We start from the raw sequence: 24247 nt of genomic DNA on the forward strand, positions 1-24247 counted from the left end.
TCAGTTCCCCCACAGGAGATCTCCCCATGAAAACGCTCGCAGGGCGCCGGATCCGCCTCCTGGCCGCCACCACCGCGACCGCCGCACTCGTGCTCGTCGCGGCCGGCTGCTCCTCCAGCGACTCGGGGAGCGGCAAGACCACCGTCAAGGGCGTCCACCTCGCCAAGGCCGGCCAGCTGACCACCTGCACCCACCTGCCCTACCCGCCGTTCCAGTCGGAGGTGAACGGCAAGGTGCAGGGCTTCGACGTCTCCCTCGTGGACCTCGTCGCCAAGAACCTCGGCGTCAAGCAGCAGATCCTCGACACGCCCTTCGAGAACTTCAAGACCGGCGCCTTCCTGAACTCCGGCGAGTGCGACCTGGCCGCCGCCGGCATGACCATCACCGCCGAGCGCAAGAAGAACGTCGACTTCTCCGACCCGTACTTCGAGGCCACCCAGGCCGTCCTCGTCGACAAGAGCAGCGGGATCAACTCGCTTGCCGACGTCAGGGCCAAGGGCAGGAAGCTCGGCGCCCAGGCGCAGACCACCGGCGAGGACTACGTCAAGGGCAAGGGCTACGACCCGATCTCCTTCGAGTCCTCCGACGCCGTCCTCAACGGTCTGCGCACCGGCCAGGTCCAGGCCGTCGTCATCGACTACCCGGTCGTCCAGGGCTGGCTGAAGGACAAGGCCAACGCGGACAAGTTCAAGATCGTCGACAACCTCAAGACCGGTGAGCAGTACGGCTTCACGGTCAAGAAGGGCAACAAGGCGCTGCTCGACGCCATCGACAAGGCCCTCAAGGACGCCAAGGCCGACGGCACCTACAAGAAGATCTACGAGAAGTGGATCGGCCCGTACAACCCGTCCGTGGCCTCCCCCGCCGCCTCATGACCGACACCGACGTACGACTGCAACCGAAGAAAAAGGGACTGACCCGGCGCCGGAAGCGGGCCCTCTCGCGGGGCGTGCAGTACGCCGTCTTCGCCGCCGCCGTGATCGCCTTCGCGGTCACGGCGGACTGGGGCCGGCTGCAGAACCAGTTCGCCCAGGCGGACATCGCCCGGCAGATGTTCCCGGACGTCATCACGCTGGCGCTGAAGAACACCGTGCTCTACACGCTGTCCGGCTTCGTCGTCGGTCTCGTCCTCGGCATGGTCATCGCGCTGATGCGGCTGTCCTCCGTCGGCCCGTACCGCTGGCTGGCGGGCGTCTACATCGAGATCTTCCGCGGCCTGCCCGCCCTGCTGATCTTCATCTTCGTCGGCGTGGCCGTCCCGCTCGCCTTCCCCGGCACGGAGATCCCCGGCGGCACCTACGGCAAGGTCGCCATCGCGCTCGGCCTGGTCTCCGCGGCCTACATGGCCGAGACCATCAGGGCCGGCATCCAGGCGGTGCCCAAGGGGCAGACGGAGGCGGCCCGTTCGCTCGGCTTCTCGCCGGCGAAGGCCATGGTCTCGATCATCGTCCCGCAGGCCTTCCGGATCATCCTGCCGCCGCTCACCAACGAACTCGTCCTGCTCTTCAAGGACTCCTCGCTGGTGCTGTTCCTCGGCGTCACCCTGGAGGAGCGCGAACTGTCCAAGTTCGGCCGCGACCTCGCCAGTACGACCGCCAACTCCACGCCGATCCTGGTCGCGGGCCTGTGCTACCTGCTGGTCACCATCCCGCTCAGCTTCGTCGTCCGCCGTATGGAAGCCAAGGCCCAGGAGGCGATTAGGTGAGCCGCCCCGAGATCGAGGTCCGCGGACTGCACAAGTCCTTCGGCGACAACGAGGTGCTGCGCGGCATCGACCTGGAGATCGGCCAGGGCGAGGTCGTCTGCGTCATCGGCCCCTCCGGCTCGGGCAAGTCGACGCTGCTGCGCTGCGTGAACCTGCTGGAGGAGCCCACCAAGGGCCAGGTCTTCGTCGGCGGCACCGAGGTGACCGATCCCGACGTCGACATCGACGCCGTACGCCGCCGTATCGGCATGGTCTTCCAGCAGTTCAACCTCTTCCCGCACCTGAGCGTCACCGAGAACCTCACGCTGCCCCAGCGCCGGGTCCTCGGGCGGGACAAGGCGACGGCCGCGCGGGTCGCCGCCGAGAACCTCGCCCGCGTCGGCCTGTCCGAGAAGGCGGACGCCTACCCGTCCTCCCTCTCCGGCGGCCAGCAGCAGCGCGTCGCCATCGCCCGTGCCCTCGCCATGGGCCCGGAGGTGATGCTCTTCGACGAGCCGACCTCCGCGCTCGACCCCGAGCTGGTCGGCGACGTCCTCGCCGTCATGCGCCGGCTCGCGCAGGAGGGCATGACGATGATGGTCGTCACGCACGAGATGACCTTCGCCCGCGAGGTCGCCGACCGGGTCGTCTTCATGGACGGCGGTGTGATCGTGGAGGACGGCAGTCCCGGCCGGGTGATCGGCGACCCGCAGCACGAACGCACCCGGCACTTCCTGTCCCGGCTGCTCGACCCCGCGATGGCCGAGGTCGAGGAGGAGACCTCCGACCAGGTGGGGACGTCCGAGCCGTAGGCCGCCGGGCTTTTCTTCCCGGATCGGGCCGGCTTCGGACGGCGGTGCCTGCCGGCCGACGCTGGCAAGATCCGGAAGAGAGGGCCTAGGGTGCCGCCATGAGCGATGGCGCGGTGCTGCACGTGAAGGGCCGGGTCCTGGTCGGACCGGACGATGTCCGGGACGAGCTGTGGGTGGTCGGCGGCCGGATCTCCTACGACCGCCCCGCCGGCGCCCGCGACGTCACCACGGTCACGGGCTGGGCGCTGCCCGGCCTGGTCGACGCGCACTGCCACGTGGGCCTCGACGCGCACGGCCCGGTGGACGCCGAGACCGCCGAGAAGCAGGCGCTCACCGACCGGGAGGCGGGCACCCTGCTGATCCGGGACGCGGGCTCGCCCTCCGACACCCGCTGGATCGACGACCGGGACGACCTGCCGAAGATCATCCGGGCGGGCCGGCACATCGCCCGCACCCGCCGCTACATCCGCAACTACGCCTGGGAGATCGAGCCGGACGACCTCGTCGCCTACGTCAACCAGGAGGCCCGGCGCGGCGACGGCTGGGTCAAGCTGGTCGGCGACTGGATCGACCGCGACCTCGGCGACCTCGCCCCCTGCTGGCCGCGCGAGGCGGTGCGGGCGGCGATCGCCGAGGCCCACCGGCTCGGCGCCCGCGTCACCGCGCACTGCTTCGCCGAGAGTTCCCTGCGCGACCTGGTCGAGGCGGGCATCGACTGCATCGAGCACGCGACCGGCCTCACCGAGGACCTGATCCCGCTGTTCGCCGAGCGGGGCGTCGCGATCGTCCCGACCCTCGTCAACATCGCCACCTTCCCGCGGCTCGCCGCCGGCGGAGACGAGAAGTTCCCCCGCTGGTCCGCGCACATGCGCCGGCTGCACGAGCGGCGCTACGACACCGTCCGCGCCGCCTACGACGCCGGCATCCCGGTCTTCGTCGGCACGGACGCCGGCGGCTCACTGGCCCACGGGCTGGTGGCGGAGGAGGTCGCCGAACTGGTCACCGCCGGCATCCCGGCCCTCGACGCCCTCGCCGCCACCAGCTGGGCCGCCCGCGGGTGGCTGGGCCGGCCCGGACTGGAGGAGGGCGCCCCGGCCGACCTCGTGGTGTACGAGGCCGATCCGCGGGCCGACGTACGGGTGCTGGCGGCGCCGCGGCGGGTGGTGCTGAACGGGCGGATCGTCGAGTAGACGTACCCATGGTGCCGGTGTTTCGAATGACCGTGCGGGAAAACCACGTTCGGGTGAAGTAGGTCCGGAACGCTGACCGTTCACCCGTACCGGGGACAAGGTTGACGGGTCCCAAGCATGTCCCGTCTGGGGGTCCCACCGCCTTGAACAGCAACAACTTCCGCCTGCCCGCACGCCGTCTCGCCGCGCTCGCGACGGTCACCGCCCTCACCGCGGCGCCCGCGGTCCTGGGCGCGGGCGCCGCGCACGCCACCGGTGAGCACGGTCGCGCCTCCGCCGTCGTCCTGCGCACCGGGCTCGACGTGTCCCTGCTCCACAAGACCGTGAACGTCCCGCTCGCGGTCTCCCTGAACGAGGTCCAGGCGCCGGGGAACGCCGACCGCACGGCGCTGTCCGCCCGGCTCGACGGCGTCGACGGGGGCAGGCCGTTCAGCGTCCTCGACGCGGACGTCGCCGAGGCGCGTGCCACCGTGACGGCCCGACGGGCCGAGGGCTCGGTCCGGGTCGCCCACGCCCGGCTGCACCTGCCGGGCCTGCCCCTGCTGTCCCTGATCGAGGCCGACACCGTCACCGCGAAGGCGACCTGCACGGCCGGCGCGGCCCCCACCGCCGCCGCGAACGTCCTCGGCGGCGTCACCGTCCTCGGCAAGCGCGTCACCCTCACCGCCGGAGGGCCGGCCGAGGTGAAGGTGCCCGGCGTCGGCGAGGTCCGCCTCGACCTGTCCCAGCGGCGCACCACGACCCGTACGGCCGCCGCGACCGCCCTCGAACTGCGGGTCTCCGTCAACCCGTTGAAGCTCGACGTGGCCGAGGTCGAGGGCACGGTCACCCTGGCCAAGGCAGCCTGCGAGTCTCCGGTGGCCGCGCCCACCGGCAGGCCGGCGCCGAGCCGCGACCCGGCCGCCGGCCCCCGCCCCCAGGGCGGCGCCACCGAGGCCGGCCTCGCGGAGACCGGCGGCAGCTCGGCGACCCCGTACGTCGCGGGCGCCGCACTGGCCCTCCTGCTGGCGGGCGGGGGAGCGGCGGCGCTGGCGCGCCGCAGGAAGCACTGAGCCGCGCCGCTCCCGCCCCGGCGGTCCCCCGGGGCGGGAGCGGCCTCACCGACGGGGGCCCAGCTGCGCGATCTTGTCGATGGCGCGGTACCCGTCGGGTACCCCCTCGACCAGGGCGAGCATCGAGGTCGAGTGCTCGGTGCGGAGCGGCAGGATCGCCTGGTAGTCCGGCGACGTGTACCACTCCCGGGCGCTGGCCAGATCGGGGAACTCCAGGATCACGACGTCGCCGTCCCAGGCACCCTCGTGCCCGACGAGCTGCCCGCCGTGCACGAGGTAGCGACCCCCGTACGGCGCCATCGTGGCCTCGATCCGCTCGACGTATTCCACGATGTCCGGGCCGGCCTCGACGTCCTTCAGGTAGGCGATCGCGTACGCACGGGGCGCCGTCATGCCGGCACCTTGTCCAGGAAGCCGCGTACGTCCTGGATCCGGCCCGACTCGTCCAGCACCAGGACGTCGAATCCGACCACCAGCGGCTCGGCTCCCTCCGGGCCCAGGCCCCAGCGGAAGCGCACCTGGCGGTGGTGGGCGTCGGCCTCGCCGACCTGGGTGAACACGAACCCGGGGAACTGCGCCTGGACGCCGTCGACGACCGCCGCGATCCCCTCGTGGCCGGAGACCTCGGCCATCGGGTCGGTGTAGGTCACCTCGGGCGACCAGTGCTCGCCGAGCAGCCTCGCCCGCTCGTCGCCGGTCGCGTTCCAGGTGGCCAGGTACTGCTGAACGACAGCCTTCGTCATCGTTTTCTCCCGTTCGTTCCGGTCGGCTGCCGGTATCCTGACCCGGGCTCGGCCGGCGGATCCATGACCTCACAGGTCATGGCCGCCCGGACACGGTCCCTTAGGCTCACGGGTATGAGCGTTGCAGTCGAAGTTCCGCCGGTGGGCGCGCTGTTGCGGACCTGGCGTGAACGGCGCCGGTTCAGCCAGCAGGAGCTGTCCAACCGATCGCGGGTCTCCACCCGGCACCTCAGCCGCGTGGAGACCGGCAAGGCGCACCCGACGCCGGAGATGCTCATGCGTCTCTCCGACAACCTCGACGTGCCGCTGCGGGATCGCAACCGGCTCCTGCTGGCCGCCGGCTACGCACCGCGCTATCAGGAACACCGGTGGGACGACGCATCGATCGCCGTGGTGATGGACGGTCTGCGCCGGCTCCTCGACGCCCACCTGCCGTACCCCGCGCTCCTGCTGGACGATCACTGGGACATCGTCGACGCCAACGCCGCCGTCGACCAGCTGCTGGCCGGGTGCGCGCCGGAGTTGCTGGAGCCGCCGGTCAACGTGGTCCGCGTCTGCCTCCATCCGGACGGGCTGGCCCGCCGGATCGGCAACCTCGCGGAGTGGGGCGGCCATCTGCTGCAGCAGGTGAGCCACCGGGCCGAGCGCACCCATGACCAGCGCCACCACGAGCTTGCCGCGGAGATCGCCGGATACCTGGGCACAACCGATGTCCCCGTCCCCCGCACGGGGCCGGTGATCACCCTCGAAATCGCGGTCGACGGCGACCCGCTCCGGTTCTTCAGCACCTCCGCCACCCTCAGCACCGCCACCGACGCCGCCTTGGAGGGGCTGCATCTGGAGACGTTCCTGCCGGCCGACGACGAGACCCGGCGCCGGTTCGACCAGCGGCAGGCCACGCCGTGACGCCCAGCCGTGACGCCCAGCCGTGACGCCCAGCCGTGACGCTCAGCCGGACGGGAGCGGCTCCAGCGCGGCCGACAAGGCGTTCAGGAAGCCGTTCGTCGTCGTGCGGTCGCGTACGGCCATCCGGACCCAGTCCGCGTCGAGGCCCGGGAACGTGTCGCCCCGCCGCACCGCGTAGCCGAGGTGCCGCAACCGTTGCCGTACCGCCGCCGCGCCCGGCATGCGGACCAGGACGAACGGCCCCTCCGCCGGCTGCACCACCCGCACCCCGCGGGAGGCGAACGCGGCCAGGCCGGCCACCAGGTGGGCACGGTCCCCGGCGACGCGGTGCGCCGCGTGCCCCGCCTCGGCCAGCGCGCGCGGCGCCACACAGGCCCGCGCCGCGGCCAGCGCCGGCGTGGACACCGGCCACAGCGGCTGGGCCCGCTCCAGCTCGGCGATGACCTCGGGCGCGGCCAGCACGTACCCGATGCGCAGCCCGGCCAGCCCCCAGGTCTTGGTGAGGCTGCGCAGCACGACGAGCCCCGGCACCCCGGTCCGCCCGGCCAGCGCCTCCCGCTCACCCGGCACCGCGTCCATGAACGCCTCGTCCACCACCAGCGTCCGCCCGGGCCGGGCGAGCCCGGCGACCGCCTCCGCCGGATGCAGCACCGACGTCGGATTGGTGGGATTGCCGATCACCACCAGGTCGGCGTCCTCCGGCACCGCCGCCGGGTCCAGCCGGAACCCGTCCGCCTCCCGCAGCAGCACCCGGTCCACGGTGTGCCCGGCGTCGCGCAGCGCCGCCTCCGGCTCCGTGAACTGCGGATGCACGACGACCGGCCGGCGCACCTTCAGCGCGCGGGCGAGCAGCACGAACGCCTCCGCCGCCCCCGCCGTCAGCAGCACCCGCTCCACCGGCAGCCCGTGCCGCGCCGCCACCGCCGCCCGCGCGGGCCGCCCGTCCGGGTAGGCCGCGAGGGACGACAGCGAGCCGGCGATCTCCTCCCGCAGCCACGCCGGGGGCGTGTCCGCGCGGACGTTGACGGCGAGGTCGACCAACGCGGCCCCGCCGTCGCGTACTTCGGCGTCCCCGTGATGCCGCAGATCGTGTCCGGACCCGCCGGTCGGCTCAGTGGGCATGGCTGTGCGCGTGCCCCCCGTGATGGTGGTGCCCGTGCCCGTGGTGGTGGTCGTCGTCGTCCGGGTGGAAGTGCGGCTGCTGCGGCAGCCCCACCTTGTCCTCGAAGCCCGGCAGCGCGATCCGGTACACGCACGAGTCGCAGTTCATGCGCAGATCGCCCTTGACGGCCTCCTCGTACCGCTCCATCACCAGGTCCAGCAGCTCCGGCTCGGGCCCGATGACGTCGGCCGACCGCACGTCGGTCCCCGGGTGCGCGGCGGCCCAGTCCTCGGTCTGCCGCCGCACCCGGTCCGGCAGGATGCCGGTGAACAGGAAGTACGGCAGCACGACGACCTTCCGCGCGCCCAGCGCCACGCACCGGTCCAGGCCGCTCGGCACGTCCGGCGCCGCCAGCGACACGAACGCCGTCTCCACGCCGGCGTACCCGCGGCCCTCCCACAGCAGCCGGGCCGCCTTGAACACCTCGGCGTTGGCGTCCGGGTCGGTCGAGCCGCGCCCGACCAGCAGCACGGTCACCTCCGAGCGGTCCGTGTCGCCCAGCACCTCGTCCAGCCGCCGCTCCAGCACCTGCAGCAGCGCCGGGTGCGGGCCCAGCGGGCGGCCGTAGGTGTACGAGATGCCGGGGTGCCGCTCCTTCTCCCGGGCCAGCGCGGCCGGGATGTCACCCTTGGCGTGCCCGGCGGACACCAGCATCAGCGGCACGGCGGCGAACCGGCGTACGCCGCGTTCGACCAGCTCGGTGACGGCCTCGCCCAGCGGCGGCGGGGACAGTTCGATGAAGCCGCCGGCGACGGGCAGCCCGGGGTGGCGGGACCCCAGCTCCCGGACGAAGTCGCGGAACGCCTCGGCTCCGGCGTCGTCGCGGGTGCCGTGTCCGGCGATGAGCAGGGCGGGCGGGGTGGTCACGAGATCTCCTCGGATTCGGTGCCGACCGGTGGAACGGACGGGTACGGCGGGAACGGGGTGGGCCGCAGGGCCGGTGTGGCCGGTGAGACCGGTGTGGCCGGTGGAAACGGCGGGCGGGGCAGGGGCCGGGTCACCGGATCTCCTCCCGGGTGCTCTCCTGCCAGCGGTAGCCGCGCGGGGTCACCATGCGCCCCGCCACCGTCCGGGTCGCGGTGTTGCCCACGGTGACGACCGTCATCATGTCGACGGTCGCCGGGTCGAGCCCGGCGAGCGTGGTGACCCGGCTGGACTCGTCCGGCCGGGAGGCGTTGCGCACGACCCCGACGGGCGTGGCCGGTGCACGGTGCCCGGCGAGGATCGCGAGGGCCTTGGGCAGCTGCCAGTCGCGGCCCCGGGAGCGCGGGTTGTAGAAGGTGACGACGAGGTCCGCCTCGGCCGCGGCGCGCACCCGGCGCTCGATGACCTCCCACGGCGTGTGCAGGTCGGACAGGCTGATGGACACGTGGTCGTGGCCCAGCGGTGCGCCGAGGACCGCCCCGGCGGCCAGCGCGGCCGTCACCCCGGGCACCCCGACCACGTCGATGTCGTCGGACGCCTCGGCGAGCGCCGGGGAGGCCATGGCGTACACGCCCGCGTCCCCGCTGCCGATCAGCGCCACCGCCTGACCCTTACGGGCCTCGGCGACGGCCGTACGGGCCCGTTCCTCCTCCGCGCCGAGCCCCGACTCCAGCACCCGGGTACCGGGCCGCAGCAGGTCGCGGATCTGGTCCACGTACTGGTCGAGCCCGACCAGCACCGAGGCCCGCCGCAGCTCCGCCGCCGCGCGCGGGGTGAGCAGGTCCCGGGCGCCCGGGCCGAGCCCGACCACCGCGAGTCGCCCCCGCGCCGGCCGCCGCACCACGGCACAGGTGGCCATCGCCGGCCGTCCGTCGGCACGCTCGGACTTCCGCTTGGGCACGAGGAGTTCACCGCCGCGCACCAGGGCGGCGGCCTCGGCGACCGACGGCGTGCCGACGGCCGCGAGCGGCGCCGCCGACGGATTGGGCACCGCCACGCCCGCCAGCTCCTCGGCCGAGTACGTCACCAGGGGCACCCCGAGCCGCTCGGCGGCGGCCACCAGGCCGGGCTCCCCGGCCTTGGCGTCCACGGTGGCCAGCTCGCCGACCGACCGCGGCGCCAGCCCCGCCGTCCGCAGTGCCTCCTCGACCAGGGCGAGGATCTCCTCGGCCGGCGCGCCCTTCGACGCGCCGACCCCGACCACCAGCGACGGCGGCCTGAGCAGCACCTCCCGCTCGCCGGGCGGCACGGCCCGGTCGGTGAGCCGGATCGTGTACGACCCCTGCGGCGCGACCGGCAGCGGCGGCAGCGGCCACGCCACCTCCGCCTCCAGCGCGACCGGCTCGCCGTCCAGCAGCGCCCGGGAGACCGCGGCGACAGCACCCTCGTACGGCAGCCCGAGCGTGTCCAGACCCGGCAGCCCGGCGCAGTCCGTCGCCGTCGTCACCACCGGTTCGGCGCCCAGCGACTCCCCGACCTCGCGGGCCAGTTCGTTGGCTCCGCCGCCGTGCCCGCCGACCAGCGACACCGCGAATCGGCCGCTCTCGTCCACGCAGACCACGCCCGGGTCGGCCGCCTTGTCACCGAGCAGCGGCGCGAGCAGCCGTACCACCGCGCCCGTGGCCAGGAAGCACACCAGCTGCTCGCACTCGGCGAACGCGGCCCGTACGGCCTCCCCGACGGGACCGTCGTACACGCGCGTCCGGTCCGGCCAGGCCGCGGCCAGCCGGTCCCGCGCCGCGGCTCCCGCCGCCGTGGCGGAAATGAGGCCGATCACTGGGCAACTCCTTCACTGGATGCCGGGGTGCGCACGCCCCACAGCAGGAACACAGGATTGGTGGCCGCGAGCCGGGTCACGTCCCCGGGCAGCGGCGCCAGCCGCGAGGACTGCAACAGCACCCCGTCACAGGTGAACCCGGCGGCGGTGAGCGCCTGGCGCGCGGCCGGCACCCGGTCGAGGGCGGCCATGGCGACGACCACGGTCCGCCGGGCCCGCCGCGCGCACGCGCCGACCACGGCGGGCAGTTCGCGCCCTCCGCCGCCGACGAAGACGGCGTCCGGATCGTCCAGCCCCGCCAGGGCGGAGGGAGCCGAACCGTGCACCACCCGTACGTCCACGCCGTGGGCGTCCGCGTTGGCGCGGATCCGCGCCACCCCGTCCGGGGCCTTCTCGACGGCGACGACGGCCGCGCCGAGCCGCGCGCACTCCACCGCGACCGAGCCCGACCCGGCACCCACGTCCCAGACCAGGTCGCCGAGGCGCGGCCCCAGCCGGGCCAGGGCCAGCGCCCGCACCTCGAACTTGGTGATCATCGAGTCCCGGTGGGCGAAGGCGCCCTCGTCCAGGGCCCAGCCGTCGGGGCCGGCCGGCGCCCCCGCGACCGTACGGACCCCGCCGAGCGCCCGTGCCTCGTCCAGGCACAGCACCACGCTGACGTCCGTGCCCCAGTCCCGGGCCGCGGCCTCGGCGGGCGTGACCCGCTCGACCCGCTCCCGCGCGGAGCCGAGACCGGAGGCGACAACCAACACCCGCCCACCGCCCGCGCCCGCCGACGCGGGCACCCGCTCACCGGCCGTGTCCGTCGACGCGGGCACTTGCCCACCGGGAGCGTGCGCCGAGGCGGGCATCTGCCCACGGGGTACGTCCGCCGCCCGCTCACCGGCCGTGTCAGTCGACGCGGGCACCCGCTCACCGGGAGCGTGCGCCGACCCGAGCACTCGCTCACCGCCCGCGTCCGCCGACGCGGGCACCGGACCGGCGGAGGCCTGCGCGGGCGCGGGCGTGTCCGGATCGTGCAGCAGTGCCGCCCCCAGCTCCGCCGGGCCCGCGCCCGGGCCCGTCAGTACCGCCACCTTCGGCCGTGCCCGGCACACGTTGACCGCCGTGCGCAGCTCCCGCCCGTGCGCGCTGACCACCACCGCGTCGTCCCACGGCAGCCCGGCCCGGGCGAACGCGGTCGCCACCGAGGACACCCCCGGCCGTACGTCCAGCAGCGCCGGCCCGAACCGCTCGGCCAGCATCCGCACGATCCCGAAGAACCCCGGGTCACCGGAGGCCAGCACGACCACCCGGCCCGCCTTCTCCAGGTGCCGCTCGATGACGTCGAGCGCCGGCGCCGGCGGCCCGAGCACGACCCGCTCGGCACCCTCCGGCAGCCGCACCGCGTCCAGGTGCCGGCGGCCGCCGACGACCAGGGCCGCACCCGCGAGGACGTCCTCGGGCACGGGCGCACCCGCCCCCGTACCCGTCCCGATGACCGTGATCAACTCTTCGCCCTCTGCTCGCGCAGCGCCCGCCGCGCCTCCGGGTCGGCCTTCCGGTAACCGTGGAAGTGACCCGGGTGGTACAGGTGCGACCGCGTCCCGTGTGCGTCCAGCGCCGGGCCGACCAGGAACAGCGTGTGCTTCCACAGCCGGTGCTCCTTGACGGTCTCCTCCAGGGTGCCGATCGTGCACCGCACGACCAGCTCCTCCGGCCAGGTCGCCTGGTAGGCGACGACCACCGGGGTGTCCGTCGGGTAGCCGCCCTCCAGCAGCTCGCGCACCAGCTGCCCGCTGCGCGCCGCCGACAGGAAGACCGCCATCGTCGTGCCGTGGCGCGCGAACTCGCGCACCTCCTCACCGGGCGGCATCGGCGTCTTGCCGCCGCCCAGCCGGGTCAGCACCACCGACTGCGCGACCTCGGGGATCGTCAGCTCGCGCTGCGCGAGCGCGGCCACCGCGGAGAACGACGACACACCCGGGACGACTTCGGTGGCGATCCCGATCTCCTGGCAGCGGTCCAGCTGCTCCTGCGTGCCGCCCCACAGGGCCGGGTCGCCGGAGTGGATCCGGGCGACCTTCAGACCCTCCTCGAACGCACGTCGGTACACGGCGACGACGTCCTCCAGGGACATGGTCGCCGAGTCCAGGATCTCGGCGTTCTCGCCCGCGTGGTCCAGGACCTCGGCCTGGACCAGGCTCGCGGCCCAGATCACCACGTCGGCCTCGGCGATGGCGCGCGCGGCACGGAACGTCAGCAGGTCGGCGGCGCCGGGGCCGGCACCGACGAAGGTCACCTTGCCGGTGGGGGCTTCGGCCATGGGAAGAGGTCCTCTCCTACGAATACTGCGGTTGTTGCCGTCGGACGTGCGGGAACGCGGGTCGATCCGATAGCAAGGGCCTATGGCGGTCCTCGTCGCGCTCGGCGCGTTCCTGATGACGCTGGCCGGCGGCTGGACGGCACAGCGCGTGACCGACCGCCGCCATCTGGTGCTGGGCCTGGCCGGCGGGCTGATGCTGGGCGTGGTCGGCCTGGACCTGCTGCCGGAGGCGCTGCGCGCGGCCGACCGCGCGGTCTTCGGCGTGCCCGCCGCCCTGCTGCTGTTCGTGGCCGGGTTCCTGCTCGCCCATCTGGTGGAACGCACCCTGGCCGCCCGCCAGGCGGCGCACGGCGGCGCCGAGGGGCACGGCCACCACCGGGCGCCCGAGGTGGGCCTGGCCGCGGCCGGCGCGATGGTCGGGCACAGCGCCCTGGACGGCGTGGCGATCGGCGCGGCCTTCCAGGTGGGCGGCGGCATGGGCACGGCCGTCGCGCTCGCCGTGGTCGCCCACGACTTCGCCGACGGCTTCAACACCTTCACCCTCACCCGCCTGTACGGCAACGCGCGCCGCCGGGCCGTCGCCATGCTGGTCGCGGACGCCTGCGCACCCGTGCTGGGCGCGCTGTCCACGGCCTTCTTCCACATCCCGGCGCCGGTGCTCGGCGGCTATCTGGGCCTCTTCGGCGGCGTCCTGCTCTACCTGGCCGCCGCCGAGATCCTGCCCGAGGCCCACCACGAGCACCCGGCCCGCTCCACCCTGCTGTGCACGGTGGCCGGCGCCGCGTTCATCTGGCTGGTGGTGGGCCTCTCCGGCGGCTGACCCGGCCGGCCGCCTCACAGCTTCCCGCCCCGCCCGCCGTCCCGCCGCGGGGGCGCGATCAGCGTCGACAGATACGGCAGCGGCGTCCCGTCCAGCTCGGCGGCCGGCCGCACCGACTCCTCCGGCAGCCCCAGCGCCGACCCCCACACCGCGTTCCCGAGCCGCCCGGTCTGCGCCAGCGCCTCGGCCACCTCGGCGGCCTGCCGCCCGAACTTGTACGCCACCACGGTCCCCGGCCCGGCCAGCGCCTCCTTCAGCACGGCCGACCCGGCCGTCACCGGTACGAGGGTGAGCGGCTCGGTGCCCTCGGTCAGCACGGCACCCGACCGCGCCGCGAGGTCCTGCATGGCGGTGATCCCGGGCACGGTCTCCACGACGACACCCGGCACCAGCTCCCCGATGGTCTGCGCCAGATAGGTGAACGTCGAGTACACGTTCGGGTCCCCGATGGTGGCGAACGCGACGGACCCGTGCCGGGCCAGCAGCTCGGCGACCCGGGCACCGGCCGCGTCCCAGGCCGCCTCCCGGCGCGCCCGGTCGGTCCGCTCGTTCAGTGCGAACACCACCCGGACGACCTTCTCCACGGGCACGTAGTGCAGCACCGTCGCCTCGGCCCGCCCCCGCTCCCCGGTGTCCATCACCGGTACGACGACGACATCGGCGGCCCGCAGCGCGTTGACCCCCTTGACGGTCACCAGCTCCGGATCACCGGGACCGACCCCGACCCCGACCAGCCTGCTGCTCATGACGTCCGGCACCTCTCGACGAACCGACGGGCGACACCGGGCTCGGACGCCCAGTGCGTGTGCAGATAACTCGCGTGCACGCCCTGCTGTACGAAACCCTCCACGCGCCGCACCGGGGCGCGCACCCCCCAGGCGGGAGCCGCACCGGCGCAGGGCTCGACGACCGTGCGGTGGAACTCGTGCCCCCGCATCCGCGTCCCGGCCACCGCCAGCGCGCTGTCACCGACGGCCACGGCGTCCCGGTAGCCGAGCGTCAGCCGTCCGGTCATCCGCGCGGTGGCGTCGAGCACCCCGCACATGGGCCGCCCGTCCAGCTCGCGGCACAGGTAGAGCAGTCCGGCGCACTCGGCGGCCACGGGCGCGCCGGAGAGCGCGAGGTCCGCGACGGCCGCCCGCAACGGCTCGTTGGCGGACAGCTCGGCCGCGTAGACCTCCGGGAAGCCGCCGCCGATCACCAAGGCGGCGGTCCCGTCGGGCAGTTCCTCGTCCCGCAGCGGATCGAAGGTGACGACCTCGGCGCCGGCGGCGGCGAGCAGCTCGCCGTGCTCGGCGTAGGAGAAGGTGAACGCGGGCCCCCCGGCAACGGCGACAACGGGCGGCCGCTCGCCGCCCGACCGGGCCGACGGCTCCTTCGGCTCCCCCTTCTCGGCCGACCGGGCCGGGAGCCGGCCGGGCGGGGCGGGGGTCCAGGGAGCGGAGCCCCCCGGCAGGTCGGCCGCGGAACGGGCCAGCGCTTCGAGGGCGGCCAGATCACATCCCTCGGACACCGCCGCCGCCATCGCCGCGACGGCCTCCACCGCGGCGGACTGCCGCTCCGCGACCGGCACCAGACCCAGATGCCGTGAGGGCACGTCGACCCGCTCGGCCCGCCGCAGGGCGCCCAGCACCGGCACGCCCGAGGAGTCCAGCGCCTCCCGCAGCAACGCCTCGTGCCGGTCGGACCCCACCTTGTTGAGGATCACGCCCCCGATCCGCACCCCGGGGTCCCAGGACGCGAACCCGTGCACCAGCGCCGCCACCGACCGCGACTGCGACGACGCGTCCACGACGAGCACCACCGGCGCCCGCAGCAGCTTGGCGACCTGCGCGGTGGACGCCAGCTCGCCCTCGCCGGCGGCACCGTCGTACAGCCCCATCACACCCTCGATGACGGCCAGGTCGCACCCGCGCGCCCCGTGCAGGAACAGCGGAGCGACCAGCTCCGGCCCGCACAGGTACGCGTCCAGGTTGCGCCCCACCCGCCCGGTGGCCAGGGCGTGGTACCCGGGGTCGATGTAGTCCGGCCCGACCTTGTGCGGGGACACGGCGAGCCCCCGCGCGGCGAACGCGGCCATCAGCCCCGTGGCGACGGTGGTCTTGCCGCTGCCCGAGGAGGGCGCGGCGACGACCAGCCGGGGAACGGCACTCACCACTCGATGCCCTTCTGGCCCTTCTGGCCCGCGTCCATGGGGTGCTTGACCTTGGACATGTCGGTGACGAGGTCGGCGTGGTCCACCAGCTGCCGCGGCGCGTTCCGCCCGGTGATCACCACGTGCTGGGTGCCGGGACGGTTGCGCAGCACCTCCACGACCTCGTCGGTGTCGACCCAGCCCCAGTGCATCGGGTACGCGAACTCGTCCAGCACGTACAGCCGGTACGTCTCGGCGGCCAGGTCCCGCTTGACCTGCTCCCAGCCCTCCCGGGCCTTCTCCTCGTTGTCCATCTGCGCGTCCCGCTGGACCCAGGACCAGCCCTCGCCCATCTTGTGCCAGGCGACGGTGCCGCCCTCGCCGGAGGCGCCGAGCACGCGCAGCGCGTTCTCCTCGCCGACCTTCCACTTCGCCGACTTGACGAACTGGAACACCCCGATGGGCCAGCCCTGGTTCCAGGCGCGCAGCGCGAGCCCGAACGCGGCGGTGGACTTGCCCTTGCCGACGCCCGTGTGCACGACGACCAGCGGCCGGTTGCGGCGCTGGCGGGTCGTCAGTCCGTCGTCCGGTACGACACTCGGCTGTCCCTGCGGCATTACGCGGCCCTCCCGCTCTGCATTCCCTTTACCAGCCCGGCGATCGAGTCCGCCCGCAGCTCGTCCAGCGTCACCGCCGTACCGCCCAGCTCCCCGGCCAGCTGCCCGGCGAGCCCGAGCCGCACCGGCCCCGACTCGCAGTCCACGACCACCGAGGCGACCTGCGCGGCTGCGAACAGCCGTGCCGCGCGCCCCGCGAGGGCGACCGGCTCCGGGCCGCCGGTGGCCCGGCCGTCCGTCACCACGACCACCAGCGCCCGTCGCGCCGGATCCCGCAGCCGCTCCACGCGCAGCACCTCGTGCGCCCTGAGCAGCCCGGCCGCCAGCGGGGTACGCCCCCCGGTCGGCAGCGACTCCAGCCGCGCGGCGGCCGCGTCGACGGAGGACGTCGGCGGCAGCGCGACCTCGGCCGCCGAGCCCCGGAAGGTCACCAGACCCACCTTGTCCCGGCGCTGGTAGGCGTCGAGCAGCAGCGACAGCACGGCGCCCTTCACGGCGCTCATCCGCTGCCGCGCGGCCATGGACCCGGAGGCGTCCACCACGAACAGCACGAGGTTGCCCTCGCGCCCCTCCCGGGTCGCCTGCCGCAGATCGTCCCGGCGGACCACCAGCCCCGGCCCGGACCGGCCCCGCGCCCGCTGATGCGGCGCGGCGGCCTGCACGGTCGCGGCCAGGTGCAGCTTGGTCAGCGTCCCCTCGGGCCGCCGGGCCCCGGTGGTCCGCCCGTGCTCCGTCCGGGCCCGCGAGCGCCGTCCGGCGGCGCCCTCACCGATCCCGGGCACGCTCAGCATCCTCGTCCGGAACGGCTCGGCGGCCCGTACGGCCGACTGCTCCTGCCCGCCGGAGGGTCCCGGCTGCCCGCCCTCGCCGGTCTCGGGCCGGGCGTCGCCGGCGCCGTCGCCGTCGCTCTGAGGACCGCTGTCGGGCGCCGGCCGGCCGCCGCCCCCGCCGGGGCCGTCGGGGTCCGGGTCGTCGTCGGGGGACTCCCCGGAGGACTGCTCCAGCGTCTCGTCCAGCTTGTCCTCGTCCAGGCCCGGCGCGTCGAACGGGTTGCGCCGGCGCCGGTGCGGCAGCGCCAGCAGGGCCGCCTGCCGCACGTCCTCCGCGAGTACGTCGGTCCGCCCGGCCCACGCGGCCAGCGCGGTCGCGGTCCGTGCCATCACGATGTCGGCGCGCATGCCGTCCACCTCGAAGGCGGCGCAGGTCGCCGCGATCTGCCGCAGCGCCCCGTCGCCCAGCCGCACCCGCGGCAGCACCTCCCGTGCCGCCACGATCCGCTGCCGTACGGCGGCCTCCTCCGCCGCCCACCGCGCGGCGAAGCCGGCCGGGTCGTCGTCGTACGCCAGCCGGCGCCGGACGACCTCCACCCGCTGGTCGGGCTCCCGCGAGGCCGCGACCTCCACGGTCAGCCCGAACCGGTCGAGCAACTGCGGCCGCAGCTCGCCCTCTTCGGGGTTCATGGTGCCCACGAGCAGGAACTTCGCGGCATGCCGTACGGACACACCCTCGCGCTCCACGTACGAGGCGCCCATCGCCGCCGCGTCCAGCAGCAGGTCCACCAGGTGGTCGTGGAGCAGGTTGACCTCGTCGACGTAGAGGATCCCGCGGTGCGCGTCGGCCAGCAGGCCCGGCTCGAAGGCCTTCACGCCCTCCGCGAGCGCCCGCTCGATGTCCAGCGCGCCGACCAGCCGGTCCTCGGAGGCGCCGACGGGCAGCTCGACCATCCGCGCGGGGCGCTCGGTGCCGGTGCCGGTCTCGTGCGGCCCGTCCGGGCACCCCGGGTCCGGGGCGGCCGGATCACACGAGAAACGGCAGCCGGGCACCACGGCCACCGCCGGCAGCAGCGCCGACAGCGCCCGTACCGCCGTGGACTTCGCGGTGCCCTTCTCGCCGCGCACCAGCACACCGCCGACCGCCGGCGAGACGGCGTTCAGCAGCAGCGCGAGCCGCAGGTCGTCCTGGCCGACGACGGCCGTGAAGGGGAACGGGGTGGTCACTGGTCGCCCTCCAGGTCGCCTTCGAGCTCCAGGTACGTGGCGCGCAGCCGCTCCAGGGTCTCCTGGTCCGGCTCCGCCCACAGGCCGCGGTCCGCCGCCTCCAGCAGGCGCTCGGTGATGCCGCGCAGCGCCCACGGGTTGGACTTCTTCATGAAGTCCCGGTTCTCCGGGTCGAACACGTACTCCGCGCTGAGCTTCTCGTACATCCAGTCGTCGACCACGCCCGCCGTCGCGTCGTAGCCGAACAGGTAGTCCACGGTCGCCGCCATCTCGAAGGCGCCCTTGTAGCCGTGCCGGCGCATGGCCGCCATCCAGCGCGGGTTGACCACCCGCGCCCGGAAGACACGGTGGGTCTCCTCGCCGAGGGTGCGCGTCCTCACCTGGTCCGGTACGGCCGAATCGCCCACGTACGCCTCGGGGTTGGCGCCGGTCAGGTGCCGGACCATGGCGACCATGCCGCCGTGGTACTGGAAGTAGTCGTCGGCGTCGACCAGGTCGTGCTCGCGGGTGTCGACGTTCTTCGCCGCCACGGCGATCCGCTTGAACGCGGTCTCCATGTCGCCGCGCGCCGCCCGCCCGTCGAGCCCCCGCCCGTACGCGTAGCCGCCCCACACCGCGTACACCTCGGCGAGGTCGGCGTCGCTGCGCCAGTTGCGGGCGTCGATCAGCGGCAGCAGACCGGCGCCGTACGCGCCCGGCTTGGAGCCGAAGATACGAGCCGTGGCCCGGCGCCGGTCGCCGTGCCCGGCGCTGTCCTCGTCCACGTGCGCCCGGACGAAGTTCCGGTCGGCCGGCTCGTCCAGCTCGGCCACCGCCCGCACCGCGTCGTCGATCAGCCCGACCACGTGCGGGAACGCGTCCCGGAAGAACCCGGAGATCCGGACGGTGACGTCGATGCGGGGGCGCCCCAGCTCCGCCAGGGGGATCACCTCGAAGCCGGTCACCCGGCGCGAGGCGTCGTCCCACACCGGGCGGCAGCCCAGCAGCGCCAGGATCTCGGCGATGTCGTCACCCTGGGTGCGCATCGCGGACGTACCCCACACGGTCAGGCCCACCGACTTCGGGTACGCGCCGGTGTCCTGGAGGTAGCGGGCGACCAGCGAGTCCGCGAGCGACTGGCCGACCTCCCAGCTCAGCCGGGACGGGATGGCCTTGGGGTCGACCGAGTAGAAGTTCCGGCCCGTCGGCAGCACGTTCACCAGACCGCGGGTCGGCGAGCCCGACGGGCCGGCCGGGACGTAACCGCCGTCCAGGGCCCGCAGGATGTGCCCGATCTCGTCGGTGGTCCGCGCCAGCCGCGGTACGACCTCGTCGCACGCGAACTCCAGCACCGCGACCGCGTCCGGGAGTTCGGTGCCGAGCACGCCCCGCAGCAGCGCCGGGACGACCGCGCGGTCCCACGCCCGCGCCTCCATGCCCTCCGCGATCCGCCGGCACAGCTGCTCCAGCAGGTCGATCGTGTCGGCGGCGGACCGGGCCGGACCCTCGACCAGGTCGGTCAGCTCCACCGGCACCTTCACCGGCGCGCCCGGCTCGGCCAGCAACTCCTTCTCCACCAGCCCGAAGTGGGCCGCGAGGCAGGCCCTGAGGCCCGGCAGCGCGTCGGCCTTGCCGCCCCACACCTGCGAGGCGCGCAGCACGGCCAGCACGAGGTTCACCCGCGGCTCGCCGACCGGTCCGCCGCCCAGGATGTGCAGGCCGTCCCGGATCTGCACGTCCTTGATCTCGCACAGATAGCCGTCGATGTGCATGACGAACTCGTCGAACGCCTCGTCGTCCGGCTGCTCGTCCACGTGCAGGTCGTGGTGGAGTTCGGCCGCCTTGACCAGGGTCCAGATCTGGGCGCGGACCGCGGGGGCCTTCACCGGGTCCAGGTCGGAGACGAGCGCGTACTCGTCCAGCAGCTGCTCCAGCTTGGCCAGGTCGCCGTAGGTGTCCGCGCGGGCCATCGGCGGCACCAGGTGGTCGACCACCGTGGCGTGCCCGCGCCGCTTGGCCTGGGTGCCCTCGCCGGGATCGTTCACGATGAACGGGTAGATCAGCGGAAGATCGCCGAGGACGGCGTCGGGCGCGCAGCCCGCACCGAGGCCCAGCCCCTTGCCGGGCAGCCACTCCATCGTGCCGTGCTTGCCCATGTGCACGACCGCGTCCGCGCCGAACGTGTTCTCCAGCCACCGGTAGGCGGCCATGTAGTGGTGCGACGGCGGCATGTCCGGGTCGTGGTAGATCGCGATCGGGTTCTCCCCGAAGCCGCGCGGCGGCTGGATCATCACGACGACGTTCCCGAACTGCAGGGACGCCAGCACGATGTCGTCACCGTCCACGTAGAGGCTGCCCGGTGGCTCGCCCCACGCCTCGGTCATGGCGTCCCGCAGCTCCGGGTCCAGCTTCCCGAACCACGCCCGGTAGTCGGCCAGCGGCACCCGGGCGGGCGCGGCGGCCAGCTGGTCCTCGGTCAGCCACTCGACGTCGTGGCCGCCGGCCTCGATCAGCCGGTGGATCAACTCGTCGCCCTCGGACGGGTGTCCGCTGACGCCGTACCCGGCGTCCCGCAGCGCGTCCAGCACCCGTACCGCCGAGGCGGGCGTGTCCAGGCCGACCGCGTTGCCGACCCGGGAGTGCTTGGTCGGGTACGCCGTGAAGACCAGGGCGATCCGTTTGTCGGCGTTCGGCTTGTGCCTCAGCCGGGCGTGCCGGACGGCGATCCCGGCCACCCGGGCGGCCCGCTCGGGGTCGGCGACGTACACCGGGACCTCGTCGGGGCCCTGCTCCTTGAAGGAGAACGGCACGGTGACCAGCCGGCCGTCGAACTCCGGGATCGCGACCTGCATCGCCGCGTCCATGGGGGACAGGGCCGCGTCGGACTCCTGCCACGCGGCCCGCGAGGAGGTGAGGCACAGCCCCTGCAGCACCGGGACGTCCAGGTCGGCGAGCGCGCCGATGTCCCAGGCCTCCTCGTCACCGCCCGCCGAGGCCTGGGAGGCGTGCGTGCCGCCGGCCGCGAGCACGGTGGCCACCAGCGCGTCGGCCCGGCCCAGCAGCTCGTACAGCGCGGGGTCCGCGCCGCGCAGCGAACCGCAGTACACCGGGAGGGCGTTGGCGCCCTGCGCCTCGATCGCCTCGCACAGGGTGTCCACGAAAGCGGTGTTCCCGCTCAGTTCGTGCGCCCGGTAGAACAGCACGCTTACGGTCGGGCGGCCGTCCCGGACCTCGTACGAGCCGTGCACGCCGAACTCCGGCATCCCGCGCGGCTCCTCGAAGCCCTCGCCGGTCAGCAGCACGGTGTCGGACAGGAACCGGGACAGCTCCAGCAGGTTCGCGGGGCCGCCCTCGACCAGGTACTTCAGCGCCTCCGCGACCACACCGGCCGGCACCGACGACTCGGCCATCAACTCGGCGTCCGGCACGGCCTCGCCGCCCAGCAGCACGGTCGGGATCCCGGCCGCCTTCAGTGCGGCCAGCCCGTCCTCCCAGGCCCGCTTGCCGCCCAGCAGCCGTACGACGGCGAGGTCCGCGCCCTCGATCAGGCCCGGCAGCTCCCCGGCGACATCGACCCGGGTGGGGTTGCCGATGCGGTAACCGGCGCCGGCGGCCCGGGCCGCCAGCAGGTCCGTGTCGGCGGTCGACAACAACAACACTGTGCTCATGCGGGCGCTCCCGGTGGAATGAAAGGCAGTCCTTGCGGCGCGCCCGACTCGATGAGCCGCCAGAGCGCGTCCGTGTCCGCGTGCTGTTCGATCAGGTCGCCGAGCCGGTCGAGCTGCTCCTCGCGCAGCGCGGCGAAGGAGGTACCGGGCGCGGGCACGAAGCGGCGGCCCGCGGCGGCGGCCACCTCGCGCAGGAAGGCCCGCCGGAAGCCGTCCGACTCCAGCGAGCCGTGCCAGTGGGTGCCCCAGGTCTGGCCGACCCGGCAGCCGTCCAGGAAGGGTTCGCCGCCCTCGACGGTGGCCACGCCGTGGTGGATCTCGTAGCCGTCGACCCGCTCGCCGAGGGCCTCGCCGCTCGGCCGGGTGAGGGTCTTCTCGCGGGCGAAGCGCACCCGGACGGGCAGCACGCCCAGGCCGGGGACGGCCCCGGCGCGGGACTCGACGTCGTCCTCGATGTGCTCGCCGAGGATCTGGAAGCCACCGCAGACGCCGAGGACCGGGCGCCCTTCGGCGGCCCGCCGGACCAGGGCGTCGGCCAGCCCCCGCTCCCGCAGCCACGCCAGCGCCCGTACGGTCCCGCGCGTGCCCGGGACCACCACGAGGTCGGCGTCCGCCAGCTCCTCCGGCCGGTCCACGAACCGCACCACGACACCCGGTTCGGCCGCCAGCGCGTCCACGTCGGTGAAGTTGGACATCAGCGGGATCGCGCACACGGCGACCCGCAGCACGTCCTCGCCGACCGGGGGAGTGACCGTGGACTCCCGTACGGTGCCCCGCAGGGACACCCGCAGCCCGTCCTCCTCGTCGATGCCGAGCCCGTGCCGGAACGGCAGCACGCCGTACGTCCGCCGCCCGGTGAGGTCCCGGAGCATGTCCAGGCCGGGCTCCAGCAGGCCGACATCGCCGCGGAACTTGTTCACCAGGAAGCCGGCGACCAGCTCCTGGTCCTCGGGGGAGAGCAGGGCGACCGTGCCGAAGAAGGAGGCGAAGACGCCCCCGCGGTCGATGTCGCCGACGACGAGCACGGGCAGCCGCGCGCCCCGCGCGATCCCCATGTTGACGATGTCGGTCCGCCGCAGATTGATCTCGGCCGGGCTGCCCGCCCCCTCACAGATCACCGCGTCATACGTGCCCCGCAACTCGGCCAGGCAGTCCAGCACCGTGCCCAGCAGCCGCTGTTGGCGCCCGCCGTGGTACCCGCGCGCGCTCAGCTCGCCCACCGGTCTGCCCAGCAGCACCACCTGGCTGCTCTGTTCGCCGCCGGGCTTGAGCAGCACCGGGTTCATCAGCGCGGTCGGCTCGACCCGGCAGGCCTGGGCCTGCATCGCCTGCGCCCGGCCGATCTCGGCACCCTCGCGCGTCACGAACGAGTTGAGGGACATGTTCTGCGCCTTGAACGGCGCGACCTTCACGCCCTGGCGGACCAGCCAGCGGCAGATGCCGGCCGTCACGACGCTCTTGCCGGCGTCGGAGGTGGTGCCGGCGACGAGGAGACCACCGTTCACTTGCCGCGTCCCTTCAGGATTCGGCGCGCGAGAAGCGTGCTGCCGAGGGCGAGCAGGCCGACCCGGCGGGAGAGCCGTACGGCCCGGTCGATGTCGGTGACCCGGACCGGCCGTCCGGTGGCGCCGTTGAGCACCGGGCGGTGCTCGACCCGGCCGCCGTAGGAGAGCGTCCCGCCCAGGCGGACGCCGAGGGCACCCGCGAAGGAGGCCTCCACGGGCCCGGCGTTGGGACTGGGGTGCCGGCGCGCGTCCGCCCGCCAGGCGCGCAGGGCGCCACGCGGATCCGGTCCGGACGCGGCGGCGAGTACGGCGGTCAGCCGGGCCCCCGGCCAGCCGGCCACGTCGTCCAGGCGGGCGGAGGCCCAGCCGAACCGCCGGAAACGCGGCGACCTGTGCCCCACCATCGCGTCCAGGGTGTTGACCGCGCGGAAGCCGAGCAGCCCCGGGACCCCGGCCACCGCGCCCCACACCAGGGCGCCCACCACCGCGTCGGAGGTGTTCTCGGCGACCGACTCGACCACGGCCCGGGCGATCCCGTCGGCGTCCAGCGACTGCGGGTCCCGGCCGCACAGATGGGGCAGCCGCGCCCGAGCCGCCTCGACGTCCCCGGACTCCAGGGCACGCCCGATCACGCGGGCCTCCCGGACCAGCGAGGTGCCCCCCACGACGGCCCAGGTGGCGGCGGCGGTCAGCGCGACGGAGGCGGCAGGGGAGGGGCGTACGGCACGCGCGGCCAGCGCGCCGAGTGCGACGGAGCCGCCGGCGCACAGGGCGGTGTGCAGGGCGCCCCAGCCACGGTGGTCGTGCCACAACGCGCCTTCCACGGCGCCCGCCGCCCGGCCGAACGCGGCGACGGGATGCCCGCGGCGCGGATCGCCGAGAAGCAGGTCCCCGAGGACGCCGGCGGCGGCGCCGTACGCGTACGTGCGATCGGCACCCATCGGTTCAGCCGGCCGTGGGGACGGGAACGGG

General features: G+C 74.4%; 21 protein-coding genes. 7 read left to right on the forward strand and 14 right to left on the reverse strand.

Annotated features, from left to right (window positions below; all coding sequences use genetic code 11):
• The first annotated feature begins 26 nt into the window (after positions 1–26).
• The 5 genes from ACZ3ZD_RS25965 (at position 27) to ACZ3ZD_RS25985 (ending at position 4738) form a co-directional block, all read left to right on the forward strand.
• On the forward strand, positions 27–875 hold the full coding sequence (locus ACZ3ZD_RS25965) for a transporter substrate-binding domain-containing protein (RefSeq protein WP_467401791.1): 849 nt from the start codon (positions 27–29) through the stop codon (positions 873–875).
• Entirely contained in the window at positions 872–1705 is an 834-nt protein-coding gene (locus ACZ3ZD_RS25970; protein WP_467401793.1) for an amino acid ABC transporter permease, read from the forward strand. The genes ACZ3ZD_RS25965 and ACZ3ZD_RS25970 overlap by 4 nt, the downstream gene beginning before the upstream one ends.
• Complete coding sequence (locus tag ACZ3ZD_RS25975) at positions 1702–2496, forward strand: amino acid ABC transporter ATP-binding protein (protein WP_467401796.1); 795 nt, start codon at positions 1702–1704, stop codon at positions 2494–2496. The genes ACZ3ZD_RS25970 and ACZ3ZD_RS25975 overlap by 4 nt, the downstream gene beginning before the upstream one ends.
• 98 nt (positions 2497–2594) lie before the next feature.
• The gene (locus ACZ3ZD_RS25980; protein ID WP_467401799.1) at positions 2595–3686 is read left to right on the forward strand and encodes an amidohydrolase family protein; all 1092 of its coding nucleotides are present in this window, start codon (positions 2595–2597) and stop codon (positions 3684–3686) included.
• A 143-nt stretch (positions 3687–3829) separates the two neighbouring features.
• Positions 3830–4738: an SCO1860 family LAETG-anchored protein gene (locus ACZ3ZD_RS25985; RefSeq protein WP_467401801.1), complete on the forward strand. Its 909-nt coding sequence runs from the start codon at positions 3830–3832 to the stop codon at positions 4736–4738.
• A gap of 45 nt (positions 4739–4783) precedes the next feature.
• On the opposite strand, the gene ACZ3ZD_RS25990 is transcribed toward ACZ3ZD_RS25985, so the two are convergent.
• Together ACZ3ZD_RS25990 and ACZ3ZD_RS25995 are read right to left on the reverse strand one after the other, a co-directional pair.
• On the reverse strand, positions 4784–5131 hold the full coding sequence (locus ACZ3ZD_RS25990) for a DUF1330 domain-containing protein (protein ID WP_467401803.1): 348 nt from the start codon (positions 5129–5131) through the stop codon (positions 4784–4786).
• On the reverse strand, positions 5128–5481 hold the full coding sequence (locus ACZ3ZD_RS25995; protein WP_467401806.1) for a nuclear transport factor 2 family protein: 354 nt from the start codon (positions 5479–5481) through the stop codon (positions 5128–5130). The genes ACZ3ZD_RS25990 and ACZ3ZD_RS25995 overlap by 4 nt, the downstream gene beginning before the upstream one ends.
• Positions 5482–5595: 114 nt before the next feature.
• Between ACZ3ZD_RS25995 and ACZ3ZD_RS26000 the strand changes: the two genes are divergently transcribed.
• Positions 5596–6387 (forward strand): helix-turn-helix domain-containing protein, encoded by a 792-nt coding sequence (locus ACZ3ZD_RS26000; RefSeq protein ID WP_467401809.1) that lies wholly within the window; start codon positions 5596–5598, stop codon positions 6385–6387.
• Between the two features lie 42 nt (positions 6388–6429).
• Here the strand turns inward: ACZ3ZD_RS26000 and cobC are convergent, their stop codons facing one another.
• From cobC to cobM, 5 genes are all read right to left on the reverse strand, one after another.
• Complete coding sequence (gene cobC / locus ACZ3ZD_RS26005; RefSeq protein ID WP_467401812.1) at positions 6430–7509, reverse strand: Rv2231c family pyridoxal phosphate-dependent protein CobC; 1080 nt, start codon at positions 7507–7509, stop codon at positions 6430–6432.
• Positions 7499–8416: a sirohydrochlorin chelatase gene (locus ACZ3ZD_RS26010; protein WP_467401814.1), complete on the reverse strand. Its 918-nt coding sequence runs from the start codon at positions 8414–8416 to the stop codon at positions 7499–7501. The genes cobC and ACZ3ZD_RS26010 overlap by 11 nt, the downstream gene beginning before the upstream one ends.
• A 130-nt stretch (positions 8417–8546) precedes the next feature.
• Complete coding sequence (gene cobJ / locus ACZ3ZD_RS26015) at positions 8547–10250, reverse strand: precorrin-3B C(17)-methyltransferase (RefSeq protein WP_467401818.1); 1704 nt, start codon at positions 10248–10250, stop codon at positions 8547–8549.
• Positions 10247–11740, reverse strand: a complete 1494-nt coding sequence (cbiE, locus tag ACZ3ZD_RS26020) for a precorrin-6y C5,15-methyltransferase (decarboxylating) subunit CbiE (RefSeq protein WP_467401821.1) — start codon at positions 11738–11740, stop codon at positions 10247–10249. The genes cobJ and cbiE overlap by 4 nt, the downstream gene beginning before the upstream one ends.
• On the reverse strand, positions 11737–12555 hold the full coding sequence (gene cobM / locus ACZ3ZD_RS26025; RefSeq protein ID WP_467401824.1) for a precorrin-4 C(11)-methyltransferase: 819 nt from the start codon (positions 12553–12555) through the stop codon (positions 11737–11739). Before cobM ends, cbiE begins: the two co-directional genes overlap by 4 nt.
• A gap of 82 nt (positions 12556–12637) precedes the next feature.
• On the opposite strand from cobM, the gene ACZ3ZD_RS26030 reads away from it, so the two are divergent.
• Positions 12638–13375, forward strand: coding sequence for a ZIP family metal transporter (locus tag ACZ3ZD_RS26030; RefSeq protein WP_467401827.1), 738 nt, complete (start codon positions 12638–12640; stop codon positions 13373–13375).
• A 14-nt stretch (positions 13376–13389) separates the two neighbouring features.
• Here ACZ3ZD_RS26030 and cobI read toward each other — a convergent pair whose 3' ends face one another.
• From cobI to ACZ3ZD_RS26065, 7 genes are read right to left on the reverse strand one after another with little or no spacing between them, the layout of a single operon-like run.
• Positions 13390–14121: a precorrin-2 C(20)-methyltransferase gene (gene cobI / locus ACZ3ZD_RS26035; RefSeq protein ID WP_467401829.1), complete on the reverse strand. Its 732-nt coding sequence runs from the start codon at positions 14119–14121 to the stop codon at positions 13390–13392.
• Positions 14118–15533 (reverse strand): cobyrinate a,c-diamide synthase, encoded by a 1416-nt coding sequence (locus ACZ3ZD_RS26040; RefSeq protein ID WP_467401832.1) that lies wholly within the window; start codon positions 15531–15533, stop codon positions 14118–14120. Before ACZ3ZD_RS26040 ends, cobI begins: the two co-directional genes overlap by 4 nt.
• Positions 15527–16126 (reverse strand): cob(I)yrinic acid a,c-diamide adenosyltransferase, encoded by a 600-nt coding sequence (gene cobO, locus ACZ3ZD_RS26045; RefSeq protein WP_467401835.1) that lies wholly within the window; start codon positions 16124–16126, stop codon positions 15527–15529. The genes ACZ3ZD_RS26040 and cobO overlap by 7 nt, the downstream gene beginning before the upstream one ends.
• Positions 16126–18123 carry a putative cobaltochelatase gene (locus tag ACZ3ZD_RS26050; protein ID WP_467401838.1) on the reverse strand — a complete coding sequence of 666 codons (1998 nt, stop codon included), beginning with the start codon at positions 18121–18123 and terminating at the stop codon, positions 16126–16128. Before ACZ3ZD_RS26050 ends, cobO begins: the two co-directional genes overlap by 1 nt.
• Positions 18120–21770, reverse strand: coding sequence for a cobaltochelatase subunit CobN (gene cobN / locus ACZ3ZD_RS26055; RefSeq protein WP_467401841.1), 3651 nt, complete (start codon positions 21768–21770; stop codon positions 18120–18122). The genes ACZ3ZD_RS26050 and cobN overlap by 4 nt, the downstream gene beginning before the upstream one ends.
• Positions 21767–23275 (reverse strand): cobyric acid synthase, encoded by a 1509-nt coding sequence (locus tag ACZ3ZD_RS26060; RefSeq protein ID WP_467401844.1) that lies wholly within the window; start codon positions 23273–23275, stop codon positions 21767–21769. The genes cobN and ACZ3ZD_RS26060 overlap by 4 nt, the downstream gene beginning before the upstream one ends.
• Entirely contained in the window at positions 23272–24216 is a 945-nt protein-coding gene (locus ACZ3ZD_RS26065) for a cobalamin biosynthesis protein (protein ID WP_467401847.1), read from the reverse strand. The genes ACZ3ZD_RS26060 and ACZ3ZD_RS26065 overlap by 4 nt, the downstream gene beginning before the upstream one ends.
• Positions 24217–24247: the final 31 nt, after the last annotated feature.

It is taken from the genome of Streptomyces sp. NPDC023481, from assembly GCF_055560195.1.

What these genes read in the sequence shown, in the direction of transcription:
- ACZ3ZD_RS25965 (WP_467401791.1), top strand. Translation starts at nt 27, where the DNA reads ATGAAAACGCTCGCAGGGCGCCGGATCCGCCTCCTGGCCGCCACCACC.
- ACZ3ZD_RS25970 (WP_467401793.1), top strand. Translation starts at nt 872, where the DNA reads ATGACCGACACCGACGTACGACTGCAACCGAAGAAAAAGGGACTGACC.
- ACZ3ZD_RS25980 (WP_467401799.1), top strand. Translation starts at nt 2,595, where the DNA reads ATGAGCGATGGCGCGGTGCTGCACGTGAAGGGCCGGGTCCTGGTCGGA.
- ACZ3ZD_RS25990 (WP_467401803.1), bottom strand. Translation starts at nt 5,131, where the DNA reads ATGACGGCGCCCCGTGCGTACGCGATCGCCTACCTGAAGGACGTCGAG.
- ACZ3ZD_RS25995 (WP_467401806.1), bottom strand. Translation starts at nt 5,481, where the DNA reads ATGACGAAGGCTGTCGTTCAGCAGTACCTGGCCACCTGGAACGCGACC.
- ACZ3ZD_RS26000 (WP_467401809.1), top strand. Translation starts at nt 5,596, where the DNA reads ATGAGCGTTGCAGTCGAAGTTCCGCCGGTGGGCGCGCTGTTGCGGACC.
- cobC (WP_467401812.1), bottom strand. Translation starts at nt 7,509, where the DNA reads ATGCCCACTGAGCCGACCGGCGGGTCCGGACACGATCTGCGGCATCAC.
- cobM (WP_467401824.1), bottom strand. Translation starts at nt 12,555, where the DNA reads ATGGCCGAAGCCCCCACCGGCAAGGTGACCTTCGTCGGTGCCGGCCCC.
- ACZ3ZD_RS26030 (WP_467401827.1), top strand. Translation starts at nt 12,638, where the DNA reads ATGGCGGTCCTCGTCGCGCTCGGCGCGTTCCTGATGACGCTGGCCGGC.
- cobI (WP_467401829.1), bottom strand. Translation starts at nt 14,121, where the DNA reads ATGAGCAGCAGGCTGGTCGGGGTCGGGGTCGGTCCCGGTGATCCGGAG.
- cobO (WP_467401835.1), bottom strand. Translation starts at nt 16,126, where the DNA reads ATGCCGCAGGGACAGCCGAGTGTCGTACCGGACGACGGACTGACGACC.
- cobN (WP_467401841.1), bottom strand. Translation starts at nt 21,770, where the DNA reads ATGAGCACAGTGTTGTTGTTGTCGACCGCCGACACGGACCTGCTGGCG.
- ACZ3ZD_RS26065 (WP_467401847.1), bottom strand. Translation starts at nt 24,216, where the DNA reads ATGGGTGCCGATCGCACGTACGCGTACGGCGCCGCCGCCGGCGTCCTC.